At 65.7% G+C, this 15,160-nt stretch carries 17 protein-coding genes and 1 tRNA gene; 13 read left to right on the top strand and 5 right to left on the bottom strand.

Annotated features, from left to right (window positions below; all coding sequences use genetic code 11):
• Positions 1-474, top strand: a complete 474-nt coding sequence (locus ABZ664_RS29835) for a GntR family transcriptional regulator (RefSeq protein ID WP_362516858.1) — start codon at positions 1-3, stop codon at positions 472-474.
• Positions 475-541: 67 nt separating this feature from the next.
• Positions 542-1,108 carry an HD domain-containing protein gene (locus tag ABZ664_RS29830; protein ID WP_362516856.1) on the top strand — a complete coding sequence of 189 codons (567 nt, stop codon included), beginning with the start codon at positions 542-544 and terminating at the stop codon, positions 1,106-1,108.
• On the opposite strand, the gene ABZ664_RS29825 is transcribed toward ABZ664_RS29830, so the two are convergent.
• Both ABZ664_RS29825 and ABZ664_RS29820 read right to left on the bottom strand, forming a co-directional pair.
• Positions 1,076-1,552: an NUDIX domain-containing protein gene (locus ABZ664_RS29825; protein WP_362516854.1), complete on the bottom strand. Its 477-nt coding sequence runs from the start codon at positions 1,550-1,552 to the stop codon at positions 1,076-1,078. The genes ABZ664_RS29830 and ABZ664_RS29825 overlap by 33 nt on opposite strands.
• A gap of 3 nt (positions 1,553-1,555) precedes the next feature.
• On the bottom strand, positions 1,556-2,296 hold the full coding sequence (locus ABZ664_RS29820; RefSeq protein ID WP_362516852.1) for a helix-turn-helix transcriptional regulator: 741 nt from the start codon (positions 2,294-2,296) through the stop codon (positions 1,556-1,558).
• Positions 2,297-2,449: 153 nt separating this feature from the next.
• Between ABZ664_RS29820 and ABZ664_RS29815 the strand changes: the two genes are divergently transcribed.
• Together ABZ664_RS29815 and ABZ664_RS29810 are read left to right on the top strand one after the other, a co-directional pair.
• The gene (locus ABZ664_RS29815) at positions 2,450-2,665 is read left to right on the top strand and encodes a hypothetical protein (protein WP_362516850.1); all 216 of its coding nucleotides are present in this window, start codon (positions 2,450-2,452) and stop codon (positions 2,663-2,665) included.
• Positions 2,662-2,838 carry a hypothetical protein gene (locus tag ABZ664_RS29810; RefSeq protein ID WP_362516848.1) on the top strand — a complete coding sequence of 59 codons (177 nt, stop codon included), beginning with the start codon at positions 2,662-2,664 and terminating at the stop codon, positions 2,836-2,838. The genes ABZ664_RS29815 and ABZ664_RS29810 overlap by 4 nt, the downstream gene beginning before the upstream one ends.
• Before the next feature lie 5 nt (positions 2,839-2,843).
• On the opposite strand, the gene ABZ664_RS29805 is transcribed toward ABZ664_RS29810, so the two are convergent.
• Positions 2,844-3,179 (bottom strand): winged helix-turn-helix domain-containing protein, encoded by a 336-nt coding sequence (locus tag ABZ664_RS29805; protein ID WP_362516846.1) that lies wholly within the window; start codon positions 3,177-3,179, stop codon positions 2,844-2,846.
• Between the two features lie 128 nt (positions 3,180-3,307).
• On the opposite strand from ABZ664_RS29805, the gene ABZ664_RS29800 reads away from it, so the two are divergent.
• From ABZ664_RS29800 to ABZ664_RS29770, 7 genes are all read left to right on the top strand, one after another.
• Complete coding sequence (locus tag ABZ664_RS29800; protein ID WP_362516843.1) at positions 3,308-3,661, top strand: hypothetical protein; 354 nt, start codon at positions 3,308-3,310, stop codon at positions 3,659-3,661.
• Positions 3,654-5,006: an FtsK/SpoIIIE domain-containing protein gene (locus ABZ664_RS29795; RefSeq protein WP_362516841.1), complete on the top strand. Its 1,353-nt coding sequence runs from the start codon at positions 3,654-3,656 to the stop codon at positions 5,004-5,006. Before ABZ664_RS29800 ends, ABZ664_RS29795 begins: the two co-directional genes overlap by 8 nt.
• Before the next feature lie 13 nt (positions 5,007-5,019).
• Positions 5,020-5,640: a DUF2637 domain-containing protein gene (locus tag ABZ664_RS29790; RefSeq protein WP_362516839.1), complete on the top strand. Its 621-nt coding sequence runs from the start codon at positions 5,020-5,022 to the stop codon at positions 5,638-5,640.
• A 14-nt stretch (positions 5,641-5,654) separates the two neighbouring features.
• On the top strand, positions 5,655-5,981 hold the full coding sequence (locus ABZ664_RS29785; protein WP_362516837.1) for a hypothetical protein: 327 nt from the start codon (positions 5,655-5,657) through the stop codon (positions 5,979-5,981).
• A gap of 229 nt (positions 5,982-6,210) precedes the next feature.
• Entirely contained in the window at positions 6,211-7,605 is a 1,395-nt protein-coding gene (locus ABZ664_RS29780) for a replication initiator (protein WP_362516835.1), read from the top strand.
• Positions 7,602-7,793: a helix-turn-helix domain-containing protein gene (locus tag ABZ664_RS29775; RefSeq protein WP_362516833.1), complete on the top strand. Its 192-nt coding sequence runs from the start codon at positions 7,602-7,604 to the stop codon at positions 7,791-7,793. Before ABZ664_RS29780 ends, ABZ664_RS29775 begins: the two co-directional genes overlap by 4 nt.
• Positions 7,790-9,157 (top strand): tyrosine-type recombinase/integrase, encoded by a 1,368-nt coding sequence (locus tag ABZ664_RS29770; RefSeq protein WP_362516831.1) that lies wholly within the window; start codon positions 7,790-7,792, stop codon positions 9,155-9,157. Before ABZ664_RS29775 ends, ABZ664_RS29770 begins: the two co-directional genes overlap by 4 nt.
• Before the next feature lie 87 nt (positions 9,158-9,244).
• On the opposite strand, the gene ABZ664_RS29765 is transcribed toward ABZ664_RS29770, so the two are convergent.
• On the bottom strand, positions 9,245-11,851 hold the full coding sequence (locus tag ABZ664_RS29765) for an AAA family ATPase (protein WP_362516829.1): 2,607 nt from the start codon (positions 11,849-11,851) through the stop codon (positions 9,245-9,247).
• 63 nt (positions 11,852-11,914) lie between these two features.
• Between ABZ664_RS29765 and ABZ664_RS29760 the strand changes: the two genes are divergently transcribed.
• Positions 11,915-12,517 (top strand): hypothetical protein, encoded by a 603-nt coding sequence (locus ABZ664_RS29760; protein ID WP_362516827.1) that lies wholly within the window; start codon positions 11,915-11,917, stop codon positions 12,515-12,517.
• 204 nt (positions 12,518-12,721) lie between these two features.
• Here ABZ664_RS29760 and ABZ664_RS29755 read toward each other — a convergent pair.
• Positions 12,722-12,794, bottom strand: a tRNA-Arg gene (locus ABZ664_RS29755).
• A gap of 1,281 nt (positions 12,795-14,075) precedes the next feature.
• On the opposite strand from ABZ664_RS29755, the gene ABZ664_RS29750 reads away from it, so the two are divergent.
• Positions 14,076-15,155 (top strand): D-alanyl-D-alanine carboxypeptidase family protein, encoded by a 1,080-nt coding sequence (locus ABZ664_RS29750; protein WP_362516825.1) that lies wholly within the window; start codon positions 14,076-14,078, stop codon positions 15,153-15,155.
• The last annotated feature ends 5 nt before the right edge of the window (positions 15,156-15,160 follow it).

The raw sequence follows: 15,160 nt of genomic DNA, 5'->3' as shown, positions 1-15,160 counted from the left end.
ATGACTCCCAAGACGAGTAACTGGCTGACGGGTGGGCGGGTTCATCACCGGCTCGCCGATCGCATCCGCGCCCAGATCAGCGCGGGCGAGTACCCGCCGGGCAGCGCGCTGCCCTCTGAGTCCGCACTGGCCGCGTACTATCGGCTGGCCCGCTCCACCGTCCGGCGAAGCTTGGCCGTCCTGGCGGACGAGGATCTGATCATCACGCTGCCCGGTAAGGGCCGCGTGGTCACCGGCCCCGAGGGGGAGCCCCGTGCGGCCTACCGGTATCAGGCGATCGCCAACGAGCTGCGGGCACAGATCGGGACAGGGACGCTCGCGACGGGCGCCAAGCTCCCGAGCGAACTGGCACTGTGCAAGCAGTACGGCGCATCACGCAACACGGTCCGTCAAGCTCTCGACGAGTTGAAAGACGAGGGACTGATCATGTCCCGGCATGGCAGGGGCCATTTCGTCCAGACTGTGCGAGATTAAGACGTCTTGGGACGTCTCGTTTCGCGCTCTGGATTCACCTCGGGGATTGGCGTCTATCGTGGGCCGCATGGGACAAGCTGAGTGGGCGCGTGACCTGGCGCGGCAACTGCTGGAGAAGTCGTTGCCGCGCCGGTGGGCACACACCCAGGGAGTAGCCGCGCGAGCCGAGACACTGGCACCGATCCTCGGGAAGGAAGCCGATCTGCTGACCGCCTCGGCCTGGCTGCACGACATCGGATACGCGCCCGAGCTGGTCGACACCGGCTTCCATCCGCTGGATGGCGCCCGCTACCTACGCGACGTGCACCAGGCCGATGACCAGCTGGCCCGCCTGGTCGCGCATCACTCGTGCGCGGTCTACGAGGCGACCGAGCGCGGCCTGCTGGAGGTGCTGAATACCGAGTTCGATCGGGAACGTCCGGAGCTGGTGGAGGCGCTGACCTACTGCGATATGACCACCAGCCCGGACGGTCTCGTCTTGGACGTCGATGCCCGTCTGGCGGAGATCCACTCTCGGTACGGTCCTGAGCACCTGGTCAGCCGGTCCATCAGCAACGCGACCCCGTGCATCACCTCGGCCGTGCGAGCGGTTCAGGCCGCGCTAACCGATGTACGGTCCAGCGGCGCCGGCTAGGTAGTGGCTGAGGCGCAGCCGCATCGACCGATCCATGGTCAGTGACTCGACCTGGTCGCGGGGCACCCACCGCACTTCACGGGATTCATCGCTCGGGGTGGGCTCGCCGCTGATCGGCCGGCCACACAGCACGATGGAGAATTCCTGGCGGGCCTCGCCGTTGGAGGTGTAGAGGATGACGTGCCTGGGGTCGGTGTAGGTGCCGACCAGGCCGGTGATCTCGCAAGTGATCCCGGTCTCCTCCAACGTCTCCCGGATCGCAGCCTGAGGCAGGGACTCGCCCAGGTCGATCGCTCCGCCGGGAACGGCCCAGTTGTCGTTGTCGGTGCGGTGGATCATCAGGATGTCCCCGGCGTCGTTGACGACCACGACGTTCACCGAGGGGACCAGACTGTTGGGCGCGGGCGCTGAGGGGTCGTCGTAGAAGTCCAGCCGGCGGGCCATGGCTCAGGACTCTACCGGGGTGGCCCGGTTCCAGACGGCTTCGAAACTGTCGAGGTAGGTCGAGACCATGTCGCCACCGGTGACCTTACGCAGGTGCATGACCGGCGCATCCGCGGCGAACCTGCCATAGACGTGGGTGTTGACCAGAAGCTGATCGTCGCCGCGGTAGATGGAGTTGTACAGGATGGTGTCGTGCAGCCGGACCTCCACCCCATCACGCTGCCTCAATGACCGGTAGAGCAGGAGCGCGGTCCTAATCTGAGCGGCCATACCGTCGTTGAGGCCCTCGTCCGCGCCGCGCTGGGCGACCTCTGCGCAGTCGGGATCTCCGAGCAGGATCCGCACCCGCACGCCCGCCTCCGCCTTCTCGGCGAACAGGCGCATGATGCCGGTGTCCTGGGCGATGAAGATGCCGCTGTAGACCAGCACACCGATCTCCCGCTCGGCCGCCGAGAACAGACGTCCCCAGGTGTCCTTGGGGACGGCCCATCGATGCGGGTAGACGGTGACGATCTCGCTCTCGGACACCGCCGCCGTCTGTTTGAGGATCAGCGCGCCCGGCCACAGGTCGGCTTCCTCCAGACCGAGGAGTTTGGCGACCGCGAATCGATGCTTTCGGTACGGTATGCGGCCCTGGGTGATCCACCGTTCCACAGTCTTGGCGTCGACTCCGACGGCCTCGGCCAGCGCGTCGACCGTGGTGCCGTGTTCGAGCAGGGCCACCCGTAACCGCTCGTTCGCCATCTCACCTGCCCGTAGGAGGGGACGTTCAGGGACCTGGCAATCGTAGACCGGACGTCCTGAACATGTCCCATCCTGTAGTGATCTCGTCCTGACTCTCTGTCGCACTCTCGGTATCGCAAGGCACCACGACAGCGACCGAGAGGAGAGACAACAGTGATCAACTACATCCGGCCGATCGACGAGACCCCCGCCTGCGGGTGCGGCGCACTTTTGGAGGAGGGGCAGTTCCTGTGCCGCAAGTGCCGGGCGCGGGACCGTTGGATGCGGCGTCAGGGAGCCAAGCGCAGGACGACCAAGCGGCGCGAGGAGACACGGCGTCCAGTCGGCCGTCCGCGCGACATCACCCGGGCGGGGGTGAGCTGGACGTGACCGCGATCCCACTGATCATCGGCCTCGTGCTCGGCGTGGCCGTGTTCGTCGGCTACGTGTTCGTCCTGATCGGGATGTGCCAGGAGGACCGGCGGATGCGCCTGGGCGATGCTCCACCAAGCTGCGCCGCAGGTCTGGCCCGGCGGGTGACCGGCTGCCACGTGCGGGGGTGACCCCGCTACTGACGGTCGGCCAGCGTCGACTCGACCCGGGCGAGCCGCTCCGACAGGTCCCGGATCGTGGCGCGAATCTCAGTGAGGTCATCGGAGGCCGGTGGGGCCGGCGCAGTGTCGTCGCGAACGAAGACGCCCTTGCCCTGCTGGCCGATGACCAGCCCTTCGTTCCGTAGGACTCCGACGGCGAGCTTCACCACGCTCAGCGAGGCGTCGTAGGCGGTCGCCAGCTGTGTTGTGGACGGCAGCGGATCACCGGGCGCGAGGGAACCGCGCCGGATCTGGTCACGCAGGTCGTCGGCGATCTGCAAGTAGCCGGGTCGCCCCGTGTTCTTGACCATCCATCCCTCTTCTGTCGCCTGTGTCCCTAGTTCAGCACAGACACGCGACCAAGCCAACCACGGGAGCATTGACAACCAAGCCAACTAGGTTAACTATGTTGAGTGAGACGAAAGAAGGAGGCACACCCATGCGCACCATCCCGATCCCCGTCGACACCCACCGGCTCCGCTTCACCTGCGTCAAGGCCGCCCGTCCGCGCATCGTCGACCAGGACACCGGCAAGATCAAGACCGACAAGGACGGCAACAAGGTCTACGAATCCGTCCTGCTCGCCGAGGACGAGTTCGGCCGGATCGAACTGGTCAAGGTCGGAACCTCCGGAGAACCGCCGATCGCTCCCGGTCAGGACGTGGTGCCGACCGCGATGGTCGGTTACGTCTGGGAGATCCCGAGCAACGGCTCCTCTCGCTGGGGCATCAGCTACAAGGCCGCCTCGATCGTCCCCGTCTCCGGTGTGCCCCAGGGAGGCGACTTTGCCTAACTCCCTGCGGCTGCTGCTCATCGCCCTGTTCTGCGCGGCGGTCATCCTCTACGCCTGGCGGCACTTCCACCACCGGTCTTTCTGGCTGGTGGCCGGCTACCCGCTCACCGCGATCAGCGTCCGGGCAAGCTGGCGCAAGGTCGCCCTCGGCTGCGGCCTGACCAAGAAACGAGCACGCTGGTGGTTCACCCTCACCCCCGGCTCGATCGTATCCACCGGCACCGTGAAGGTACGGCGACGCTTCCGCCGGGTCGCCGTCGACACCAAACCCTGGATGTGGCTCCCCCGCCCGACCCGGCACGGCTGGCGCGTCACCCTCCACCTGCTGGAAGGGCAGATCCCAGGCGACTACAGCCAAGCCGCGGAACGCCTCGCGCACTCCTGGCGGGTGCATGCCGTCCGGGTCTCCTCCCCCCGCCCCGGACGGGTCGTCCTAGCCGCCACCATGCGCGACCCGCTCATCCGGATCGATCGGCTCCCACCGTCCGACGAACTACTCAAGGTCACCGTGGGTCGCCTGGAGACAGGCAAGCCCTGGGTGATCGACTTCCGGACCGTCCCGCACTGGCTCAATGCTGGAGCCACCCAGTCCGGCAAATCGAACCTCGCCAACGCGCTCATCGTCGGCCTGGCCCCGCAACCGGTCGCGCTGGTCGGCTTCGACCTCAAGGGCGGCGTGGAGTTCACCCCGTACGGCTGCCGCCTCTCAGCGTTGGCCACCTCGCGCGCCGAGTCGGTCGGCCTGCTCGACGACCTGGTAGCGCTCATGCTGGAGCGGATGGGCCTGTGCCGCGCGGTAGGAGCCCGCAATCTCTGGCAACTCCCTGCGGCGGTGCGGCCGGTACCGGTCGTGGTCCTGGTCGACGAGCTGGCCGAGCTGTACCTGATGGCCGACAAGAGCGAGAAAGACGAGATCGCCAAGACCTCGACGGCACTGCTGCGCGTGGCCCAGCTCGGGCGGGCCTTTGGGATCTACCTGTTCTGCTGCGGCCAGCGCATCGGCTCCGATCTCGGTCCCGGTGTCACCGCGCTGCGCGCTCAGTGCTCGGGGCGTATCTGCCATCGGGTCAACGACCCGGAGACCGCAACCATGACCCTCGGCGACCTCGACCCGGCCGCACTGATCTCCGCCCGTGCCATCGCCGCCGAGACACCCGGCGTCGCCATCGTCGCCGCCCAGGACGGCCAGTGGTACCGCGCCCGCTCCTTCCACGTCTCCGAGCAGGCAGCCGAACACGCCGCCCGGATGTACGCCGACCTGGCCCCCTCCTGGGGCGAGATCACCGCGAGCGCCCACACGACCGAGATGAACACCTGCGACCTGGACGAACTCCTCAACGCCTGAAAGGGGGAACACGATGCGACGCCTTGCCTGCTGGCTGCTCGACTCCGGGCCGGTCCTGGTCCTGGCCGTCATCGCAGGTGCCGGATCGTTCACCCACATCCGCGACACGGCCACCGAGCACGGACAGTCCGGCTGGATGGCCTGGGCTATCGCCGTGTGCGTCGATCTCACCTGCGTCATGGCCGCCCGCGAACGCCAGCGCGACAAGAAGACCGGACGCGTCCCGGACGGCTGGATCTCCTGGCCAACTCTCGTCCTGATCGCCGGGATCCTCCTGTCCCTGGCCGCAAACCTCAACCAGGCCGACCCCACCGCCTGGGGCTGGATCACCGCCGCGACCCCGGCCGGCGCCTTCCTCGTCGCGGTTTCCATGCTAGAGCGCCGTGCCTCAGCTCCGTCCCCCATCCCGCAGGTCGTCCCCGAGCCGGTCCCCACGCCTGCCCCGATCGTCGAGATCGAGCAGGACAATCCGTCCTCAGAGCTCCTCGACTACGCCCGCCGCGTGGCCGAGGAATACCAGACCGCGCAGGGCAGGCCGATCAGCCGCGACACCCTGCGCGCCCGTCTGGGCGTATCCCACCAACTGGCCTCCGACCTGCTGCGCACCCTGCGTACAGCCCCGGAAGCCCCGTGAAAGGAGAACCACTCATGTCCACCTCCACCGACTCCGAGCGCCGTACCGCCTTCATCTGCGGCCTGCGGGACCTGGCCACCTTCATGGAGACCAACTCCGCCGTCCCCGTCCCGACCGACCCGACGATCATCACCTACTACCCCGAGCAGAACACCGACACCGGCCTGCGCGCCGAGGTCGACCGGATCGCCGCACTGTGTGGCACGAAGGTCGACCCGCGCCTGTTGCCGCACGGCCTCTACACGGTCGCCCGCTGCTTTGGACCGATCCATTTCGAGGTGACGGCGATCCTCGAAGCCGCCCGAGACGGTGCCACCGGTGAACCGCCCCATGGGTTCTGATCCGCCCGACGAGCGGGTGACTGCGGCTGAGATCCCGCCCAAGCGGTGGCGGTGCTGCCAGTGCGGCGGCACCGGACTCGACAGCCTCGGCATCACCTGTGAATCCTGCGATGGCCTCGGCTTCTGCTGAGAGTCGTCGGCGCCCCCGGCCTGGCCGTACATCCGCCAAGACGCCTGCCAGGTCGGGGGCCATCCCCTCTCACCCAACGAGTGAAAGGAGGTCTCCATCTTGCCCGCATCCACAACCAACACGCACGCGATCACGGGCATGATCGCCCGCCTGCATGACCCGAACTACTCCCGATGGGCCGCCCAGATCCGCGCCACGGGCGGCTGCCGCCAGCCGATTCACCTGCGGGGCCGCGTCGACCACCTCGACCGGGCCACGGGGGAGCTGCTGTACCGCTACAGCACCCGCACCGAACCCGACGGCGTCCTGCGCGTCCCGTGCAAGACGCGCCGCGCGTCCCGCTGCCCGGCCTGCGCTGAGGTCTACCGCGCTGACACCTACCAACTGATCCGCGCGGGCCTGGCCGGAGGCAAGGGCGTCCCCGACACTGTCACCGGCCATCCCTGCCTGTTCGTCACCCTCACCGCCCCCTCCTTCGGCGCCGTCCACACCCAGCGGGAGAAGAACGGTAAGACCCTGCCCTGCCATGCCCGGCGCGATGCGGCCACCTGCACGCACGGGCACGTCATGTCCTGCACCGCCCGGCACGGCTCTGACGAGGCGTGCCTGGGCGAACCGCTGTGTGTCGACTGCTACGACCACGCCGGAAGCGTGCTGTTCAACGCCCTCGCCCCGCAGCTCTGGCGGTATTTCACCGATGCCCTGCGCCGCCGCGTCGCCAAATCCTCCGGTCTGACGTTGCGGGAGTTGCGCAAACAGCTGACGATTTCCTTCGCCAAGGTCGCTGAATACCAGCGTCGCGGCGTCGTCCACTTCCACGCCGTCATCCGCCTCGACGGCCCGGACGGACCCACCTCGCCGCCTCCGGCCTGGGCGGCGGCCGACCTGCTGGCCGACGCCGTACGGCATGCCGCCTCGGCCGTGTCCGTGACCGTCCCTGCCGTCGCCGACGAACCTTCCCGCGTGCTGCGCTGGGGCACCCAGGTCGACACCCGGCCGATCACCATGAACGGCGACCTCTCCGACCAGGCCGTGGCCGGCTATATCGCTAAGTACGCCACCAAGGCCGCCGAATGCGTCGGCACCCTCGACCGACGTATCAACCCCCTCGACGACCTGACCGCCTTCAACCTCCGCGAACACCCCCGCCGCCTCATCGCCGAATGTCTGCGCCTCGGCGCCCTCGACGAACTGGCCGACCTGCGACTGATCCAATGGGCCCACATGCTCGGCTTCCGCGGCCACTTCTCCACCCGCTCCCGCCACTACTCCACCACCCTCGGCGACATCCGAGCCGACCGCACCGCCTACGCCCGCGACGAGGCGATCACAACCGGCCGACTGCCCCTCTTCGACGAGGACACCGTCCTCGTCATCGCCGAATGGGAGTACGCCGGAAAGGGCTACTCGCTCGGTGACGCCCTCCTCGCCGCTGCACTGACCGGCATGGCCTTACCTACCTCGCCGACAAGCGGTGGAGGTGATGCCCGATGAGGCGGCGTGACGAGCTGCTGACCGTTCCCCAGGTCCTCGACGAACTGGGCGGGCTCTCTCGCCGGACGTTCTACCGCTGGCGCGAGCTTGGCCACGCGCCCAGGTGCATCAAGCTGCCCAACGGAGAAATCCGCGTCTGGCGGAGCGACTTCGCGACCTGGCTGGACACCCTCCGGGAGGCGGCATGAACGTCTCGTATGACGTGAAGATCTGGGATCTCCGCCGCAAGTCCTCGGGCAAGACGCTGTCCTACATCGTCCGGTGGAAGGTGGGGCCCAAGGAGAAGTCCAAGACCTTCAAGACCAAGGCCCTCGCCGAGAACTTCCTCTCGGACCTCCGGCAGGCTGCCAAGAAGGGGGAGCCGTTCGACCTTGCGACTGGCCTTCCCGAGTCGATGGCCACCTCAGAGGCTGACTCCGGGCCGACCTTCTTCGACTTCGCACGGTCGTACATGGCGGCCCGCTGGGTCCACTCGGCGGCCCGGACCCGAGAGACGATGACGTACGCCTTGTTGTCTCTCGTCCCCGTGCTCACGAAGGATCTTCCGGGCAGGCCCGATGATGAGGACCTCCGCGCGGTATTGCGGGAGTACGCCTTCCTGCCCGACCGGCGGCGCGGCGAACTGCGGCCTGAGCACAAAGCGGCGTTCAGCTGGCTTGAAGCGGCATCTCTGCCTCTCGTCGACCTGTTGGAACCGGTCACGATCCGCTCAGCCCTCGACGCGATCGCCCTCCGTTTCGACGGCGAGCCGGCGGCAGCCAACACGGTACGGCGCAAGCGGGCCGTACTCCATCACATGATGGAGTACGCGGTGGAACTCAAAATGCTGTCTGCGAACCCGCTGCACGCGGTGAAATGGAAGCCTCCGAAAGCCACCGGGACCGTTGATCCTCGGACGGTGGTCAACCCGGATCAGGTGCGGGAACTGCTCGATGCCGTGAAGCACGTGGGTTGGACGCGCGGTCCCCGGATGGTGGCCATGTTCGCCTGCATGTACTATGCGGCGCTCCGCCCGGAAGAGGCCTCGGGGCTGTGTCGGCAAAACTGCGATCTTCCCGCTCAAGGCTGGGGCCTGATCACCCTGGAGAAGGCACGTCCGCAGGCGAACAAGCGGTGGACGAACTCGGGGGAGACCCATGACGAACGCGGTCTCAAGCACCGAGCCAAGGACGACACCCGGGAGATCCCGATCCCTCCGGTCCTCGTCGCGATCCTCGGCGAGCACATCGAGAAGCACGGTGCCGAGAGGGACGGCAGGCTCTTCCGCACGAGCAAAGGCCGACCTTTCTCCTCCTCGGCGTACTCCTCCATCTGGCAGGAAGCTCGACGGTTGGCGTTCACTGTCGAACAGATTGCTTCTCCGCTGGCGGCCCGCCCGTACGATCTTCGGCACGCCGCGGTTTCCCTCTGGCTGAACGCGGGAGTCCCGCCGACCGAGGTGGCCCAACGTGCCGGGCACGGGGTTGACGTGCTTCTCCGCGTCTACGCGAAGTGCATCGAGGGTCAGCGGGCTCGTGCCAACGGGCAGATCACCAAAGCTCTAGAAATATGATTAGACGTACTTGAAGGAGCTTCAGAAACTCTGCGCCCCTTGACATTCCTATCTATGACGACTTTCAAAGCTGGCATGCCCGTGCATCTAAGATGGGACTATAGGCAATATTTTTCGCAGGTAACGGTCTCGCTGCGCTGGATCTGTGAGAGTATCTGCGATACGGCTTATGCGGACCTGGGCATCTGCGCGTAGCCAGCTAGCGGTTTCTTGATCGCCTGCGGCTTCCAGTATATCCGCAGTATGGAGGAAGATTTCTTCTGTACGCAGCGCGGGAAGATCTCCCATCCGTTGGAGAATACTAAGGCTCTCCCGAGCCAATGCCGCGGCGGTCTCAATCTCGCCATGCAGGCTATAGATCCTGCTGGATAGGGACAAGGCCGCGATCTCGCTCCGGACCATGCCCGTTCGCCGGGTCTCCTCGATCGTGTCTCCGGCCAGTCGCAGGGCCTCGTCCAGCAAAGCCGGATTGGTGTCACTCAGCAGGACTAGCACCTCGGCGTAGAGATTGCGAACGATAGGAACCAGGTTGAGCAGCCATGTTTGCTCAGTTTCCCGCCAGGCCTCGGTAAGTATCGGCCGGCAAGCGTGTCTGCGAGCCGGGTCGCATGCCATCAGCTGAGCGAGGAGAGCGCTGTTATAGGCGTGCCAACCACTAGGCCCACCTCGGTCTTCCTCGAATGCGAGTGCTTCCCGTAAGAAACTCTCCGCCGAGTTTGAATCCCTCATGGCCGAGTGCAGTTGGGAAAGATAGTTGAGCGCAATGGGGAGCTCCGCACGAAGCGGATCTTCGCGAAGCCGTTCCACGCAGGCGGTGAGATGCTCTAGCGCCGTACCGAAATCTCCTGCGTCGAAGAGATTCACCCCGAGCTGCATTTCGGTGAGGTTGCGGGCATGACGAAGAATTGGATCCGACGGATCGTGCAGCCGAAGGCCGGTCTCGTAGAGTCGTTGTGCTTCTTGGAGCACCGCAAGGCCGTCATTCAAATCGCGTTTGGACAGCTGGCGTCCATGCTCGGCGAGAGCGACGAAGAGCGCCAGAGGATCATCGGTGCCTCGGGCGAGTTCTACCGCTTGCTTTAGCTTCTCCAGTGAAGGCACCAGTCCTTGGGTATGCAGAAGGACTTTGCCATGAAGCATGACTGTCCGAGCGGTCAGTGCGGGGTCGCCGCAGCTGCGAGCCGCTGTCTCCGCCTGTGCGGCCAGTCCTTCCAGGTCATCGCCCTTGGGACGCCGCCGTGTGTGCCAGTGCACCTCTGTGAGGTTGAGCAGAAGCTCTATGGCTTGTGCCAGTAGACGGTCTCGGTCAGCAGTGTGATCAGGTAAGCGCTTGATCTCGTGAACCGCGAAACGACAAAGTGTTTCAGCCTCGGCGAAGGATAGGCCGTTGACCGCTACGTCCCGAGCCAGCTTGAGGTGCTCAGCTCCAGAAGCTGGGTGCGGGGCGCCCGCGCGGAAGTGGCGGGCGTAGTCGAGCCGGACCGCCAATGGAAGCTCATCGCCAAACGCCATGAGCGCTTTGGCAATCCGTGTATGGCGCTGCCGGCACCGGTTGGCGCTTTGCTCTGCGTACAGCTCCATCTGGAGCAGAAGGTCGTCGAACTGATAGCGGTCGGTGTTGGGTGCCCAGTCAGGATTCGGCAGCGCTGTGATGATTCCGTGCTTTCGTGATAGCCGATGTAACTGATCCTGAACTTCCTCTTCCTCTCGATCAGTCGTCCGAGCCACCACTGATGCTAGGAAGGTCACTCCCTGGCTGGCTGACGCAACTAGTAGTTCTCGATCAGAGGTCTCTAGTCGCTCCATCGAACGCCGCACCGCACGGCGCAAGACGGTTGGTAGCGGACCATCGAGTCCACCATCGGTACCGATCAGTGGCAGGAATTGAGCGACGTAGGCAGGCCGTCCACCAGTGAGTCGGTTTAACTGACCTAGAACCGCCGGGGACACGGGGCCGTCATAGTGAAGGCGCACGAGTTCAGCCACGGCGTCGTCCGATAGACCGCCAAGCGTGGTCCGCTCCAGACGCCCCCGAAGGTGCCACTGATCGAGTAGCTCTCTGATAGACGAATCGCTATCCCGGTCCGTTCCATGAGCCAGAACAAGGCCTACTGGGCTGCCCCAAAACTCCTCCATCAAGTGATCGAGGACCAGCAGGCTACTGGGATCGATCCACTGCACATCATCGATCAGTACTAATGTGGGCCCTTTTTCTGTCAGGGCACCCAGCAGTGCCGATGCAAGACCATGCGCTGCGCTTTGCCTGTATGGCAACAGACTGTCGCCCTGTACAGATCCGGAATCAATGGCTGATCGGGTAATTTGCATTGCGGCCGCAAGCGCCGGACCCACTGCAGGCAATGTACCTACGATATCTGGCAGGTACTGCACTGTCGCTTGCTTGATACGACGGGCGGCTCTTGGTGGTTGAAGAGCATCGAAGAGGGCCATCACAGGCCCGTAGGCGTTGGCCTCACCCACAAAAGCTTGACACCTAGCACGAATCACTCGGAGCGCCGGTTCCGTCGTGCGTTCCTGTATCTGACGTGAGACCTCATCGAGCAGAGCGGACTTGCCGATTCCGAGCGGACCTTCGATGGCCAGGGCCCGGCTCTGTCCTCGGTCTACGCTCTCGGCCAGCTCCATCAGTGCGCCGATATATTCCACTCGATCAACGAAGGTGCTGATTTTCACATCTCTCCCAAATGCCGGCTGCAGTCTTTCAGTGGTGCCATAGGACTCAAGGAGATAGGTGTCGTGGGCCTGATGTTAAGCGACTCGATGATCAATGCCAAGGTAGGCTCAGAAGTCGGTGATTTCGGCCGTTCCTATTATTTTTATTTAGGTGTGCAGGTGAGGCTCACGTTCCAAGATCAGGTATTCACCAACTTTCGTGAGCTCGACCTCGAGCATCACGCGTTCCGCTGGGTCGACATCAAGCGCTTCCGCCTGTTCTGGCCGGATGCCGATGACGTCCACCTTCTGGCAGAGCTGATCGGGCATGAGCAGTACAGGGACGACTGCGCCGGAGGAGGAGTCGAGGCCGGAGGGCTCCGCCAGGGTCCCTACTGGCTGCGAAACCTGAGCCCAACCGCATACGCGCACATCGACGAGGCGGGCGCGAAGACCCTTCTGCTCGGTTGGGAGAGACAGTGCGGCCCACTTCCTGCGGCCCTGTCCGGCCGGCTGAAGTGCGAGGTTCGCCCGCTGGTCGCAGAAGCCACGGGAAGATACCGGCTCAAGGATCTCGGTTGTGAGGTCTTTCACGACTGGGGTGGGGTCCACACCGACTTTCACGAGCTGATTCTCATCGATCGCGCCGCAGGGACCTTGTCGCTCTTGGTCACTGCTGATGACTGAAGCGCAGGACTCAGTCAGCTCTTCGCTCTGACGGTCTGAGACGTTCTCAACCAGATGGCCTGGTGGAACGCCGTCAAGATCAACCCGTGAATAGACCGTGACCAGTGAGTCAGGGCTGCGTTCGGTGGCCTACGGCTGCACACGGCGGAAGCCGCACCCGAGAAGAACTCCCAGGTCACACGGCAAACTACAAGGTCAACTGTGTGCCCCCGGCATGATTCGAACATGCGACACCCGCTTTAGGAGAGCGGTGCTCTATCCCCTGAGCTACGGAGGCAGGGGCTCCTAGTAAGAGTAGCGAAAGTAGCGAGTGGTTGCGCGCCCGAAGGGGGAGTTGGGGGCGGACGGCGGGTTATCGGTTCGCTGGCCCGGAGTAATAAGGGGGGCAAGTGGGCGGGTGTGTGGCGTTGGGCGAGGTTAGCGTCACGGTCTGTGATCGATAGGCGGCGGAAGCGCATTCGCGGGCATCGAGCCCTGCGACCGGTGGTGCTGTGCGGTGCGATGCTGGCGCCCGCGCTTCTGGCCGGGGGGTTGCTGGTGGCCGAGCTCACCGGGTACGAGGCCGCTGTCCAGCGGGCCGACGCCGGTGCGGAGCCTGAGGGGCCTGGGGAGGTCGAAGAGGGCGGGAGGGCCGGCGGAGTCCGGGAGAACGAACGGGCGAGAGAAGCCCAACGGCCCGGAGAGACGGCCGGAGCCGGGGAGGCTCGGAGAGCCGAAGAGGCTGAAGAGGGCGAGGAAGCCGAGAGGCTTGACGACGGTGAGGCCCTCTGGGTGGGGGACGGGGAGCGCCGGGGATTCCGGGAAGGCGGGGGAGCCTGGAGAGGTACGGCGTCTCGGCTGAGGGCCGGCGAGCCTGTGGAATCGCCGGACGACGAACCGCAGGGTGAGCCGCAAGGAGCTGCGGGGACACCGGCAGAAGCGGAAACACCGGCGGAGGTGGGAACGCCGACAGCGGTGGAGACACCGCGAGAAGCAGGGACGCCCCGAGAGGCGGAGAGGCCGCGAGAGGCGCGAGCACCGGAAGAAGTAGTGGCCGTGGTGCCGGTCGTGGTCGGATCCGTACGGAGCCGGGTGTTCGGGCCGAGGCTGATGCCTCCGCCGTTGCGGCCGGAGCGGGTGTACGGGGGATGGATGCCCGTCGCGGCGAAATCAAGGGTGCGCGACACGGACCCGGACGAGGCCGGTTGGCAAAGTAACCCGAGCGGGACTGATGGTGCGAGTGAGGCGGAGGTGGTCGTTCCCATCACACCTCGCCCGCAAGCCTCCAGAGGCCCGCGGAAGGTGGCATCTCCACCCCCTGCGGCACCTGAGCCTCGGGCGCGTCGTACGCCGCCACTCGCGCGACCTGAGCCCCGCGACGAGTGTTCGGCGGAGTGGAAGGGGACGTGGCTCTGGGGGGTCTGCAAGAAGCACGCGCGGCAAGAAGCCTGACTTGTCCGGTCCCCAAAAGGGGTGTTCGGCGCATAACGGCTGTGGAGAGCTGGCCCGTTCACTTGGTCAGCTGTAGTAGCGTGCGTGCCTGGCCCAGGTCACGAGTTCGCAAACGGAGGGGTCGAACGTGCCACCTCGTCGATCAGCGGGTCTGATCGCCGTCGTCGCGACGCTGACGTCCCTCCTGCCGGGATCCGCTGTCGCGCAGCGAGCGCCGGCGGAGGTTCAGACCGTCGTCGCTGCGGATCCGGTGAATCTCACCGAGCTGCGTCGTGAGGCGGAGAAGGCCGCGAAGGATCTGGAGGCCGCGACCAAGGCCCTGGAGCAGCGGCGGACCCAGATCCGCAACTCGGAGAAGGAGCTCTCCGCCAAGCTGCGGGAGCTGCAGACGGCCGAGCGGGCCTTCGCCCAGGTACGGCAGCCGCTGTCGGACCTCGTCGGGATCCTCTACCAGCAGCCCTCCGGTGGGGACCTGGCCGGCTTCTTATCCGGCGAGTCCAACGCCGACACCCTGCGCGCGATGGCCGGCCTCACCCAGATCGTCGCCGAGCGCGACCGCATCCTTGAGGACAGCAGTCGTCTGCAGTTGGAACGGGAGCGCCTGGCGGGTGAGGCGCAGGAACTCAGGGCGGGCAACCTCCTCGCGGAGGCGCAGATGGGCGCCGAGATCGGAACGCTCAGGGTGCGCTCACAGAAGATCGTGCAATCCCTCACCAAGGCCCTGGTGAAACTGGGCGTCAAGATCGACAAGAAGGGGCGCCCGGCTGCCGGGTGCGACCCGACCAGGGCGACCTCGATGAGCGAGTTCCCCAACGGGCTGATTCCGCAGGCCTACCTCTGCCCGCTCCAGCAGAGTGGCAACCAGTTGCGGGGGGACGCCGCACTCGCGTTCATCAGCCTCAACGAGGCGTACAAGCGGCAGTTCGGCAAGCCGATGTGCGTGACCGACAGCTACCGGAGTCTGGCCGAGCAGCAGTCGGTCTACTACCGCCGCCCTGGCCTGGCGGCGGTCCCCGGCCGCAGCAACCACGGCCTGGGACTCGCCGTCGACCTCTGTGGAGGCGTCGAACGCTTCCGCTCAGCCGAGTTCAACTGGCTGGAGGCGAACGGCAAGAAGTACGGGTGGATCCACCCCAAGTGGGCCTATGTCAGCCCCTTCGAGCCCTGGCACTGGGAGTACGACCCCGAGATCGGCTCCCTGCTTTAAAGGGT

It is taken from the genome of Streptosporangium sp. NPDC006930, from assembly GCF_040635605.1.
Classification (GTDB): domain Bacteria; phylum Actinomycetota; class Actinomycetes; order Streptosporangiales; family Streptosporangiaceae; genus Streptosporangium.
The sequence above is the reverse complement of the archived record's forward strand: the minus strand, read 5'-3'. Positions and strand labels throughout refer to the sequence as shown.

Coding starts and splice junctions, on each gene's coding strand:
- ABZ664_RS29835 (WP_362516858.1), top strand. CDS start 1: ATGACTCCCAAGACGAGTAACTGGCTGACGGGTGGGCGGGTTCATCAC.
- ABZ664_RS29830 (WP_362516856.1), top strand. CDS start 542: ATGGGACAAGCTGAGTGGGCGCGTGACCTGGCGCGGCAACTGCTGGAG.
- ABZ664_RS29825 (WP_362516854.1), bottom strand. CDS start 1,552: ATGGCCCGCCGGCTGGACTTCTACGACGACCCCTCAGCGCCCGCGCCC.
- ABZ664_RS29820 (WP_362516852.1), bottom strand. CDS start 2,296: ATGGCGAACGAGCGGTTACGGGTGGCCCTGCTCGAACACGGCACCACG.
- ABZ664_RS29805 (WP_362516846.1), bottom strand. CDS start 3,179: ATGGTCAAGAACACGGGGCGACCCGGCTACTTGCAGATCGCCGACGAC.
- ABZ664_RS29800 (WP_362516843.1), top strand. CDS start 3,308: ATGCGCACCATCCCGATCCCCGTCGACACCCACCGGCTCCGCTTCACC.
- ABZ664_RS29790 (WP_362516839.1), top strand. CDS start 5,020: ATGCGACGCCTTGCCTGCTGGCTGCTCGACTCCGGGCCGGTCCTGGTC.
- ABZ664_RS29785 (WP_362516837.1), top strand. CDS start 5,655: ATGTCCACCTCCACCGACTCCGAGCGCCGTACCGCCTTCATCTGCGGC.
- ABZ664_RS29775 (WP_362516833.1), top strand. CDS start 7,602: ATGAGGCGGCGTGACGAGCTGCTGACCGTTCCCCAGGTCCTCGACGAA.
- ABZ664_RS29770 (WP_362516831.1), top strand. CDS start 7,790: ATGAACGTCTCGTATGACGTGAAGATCTGGGATCTCCGCCGCAAGTCC.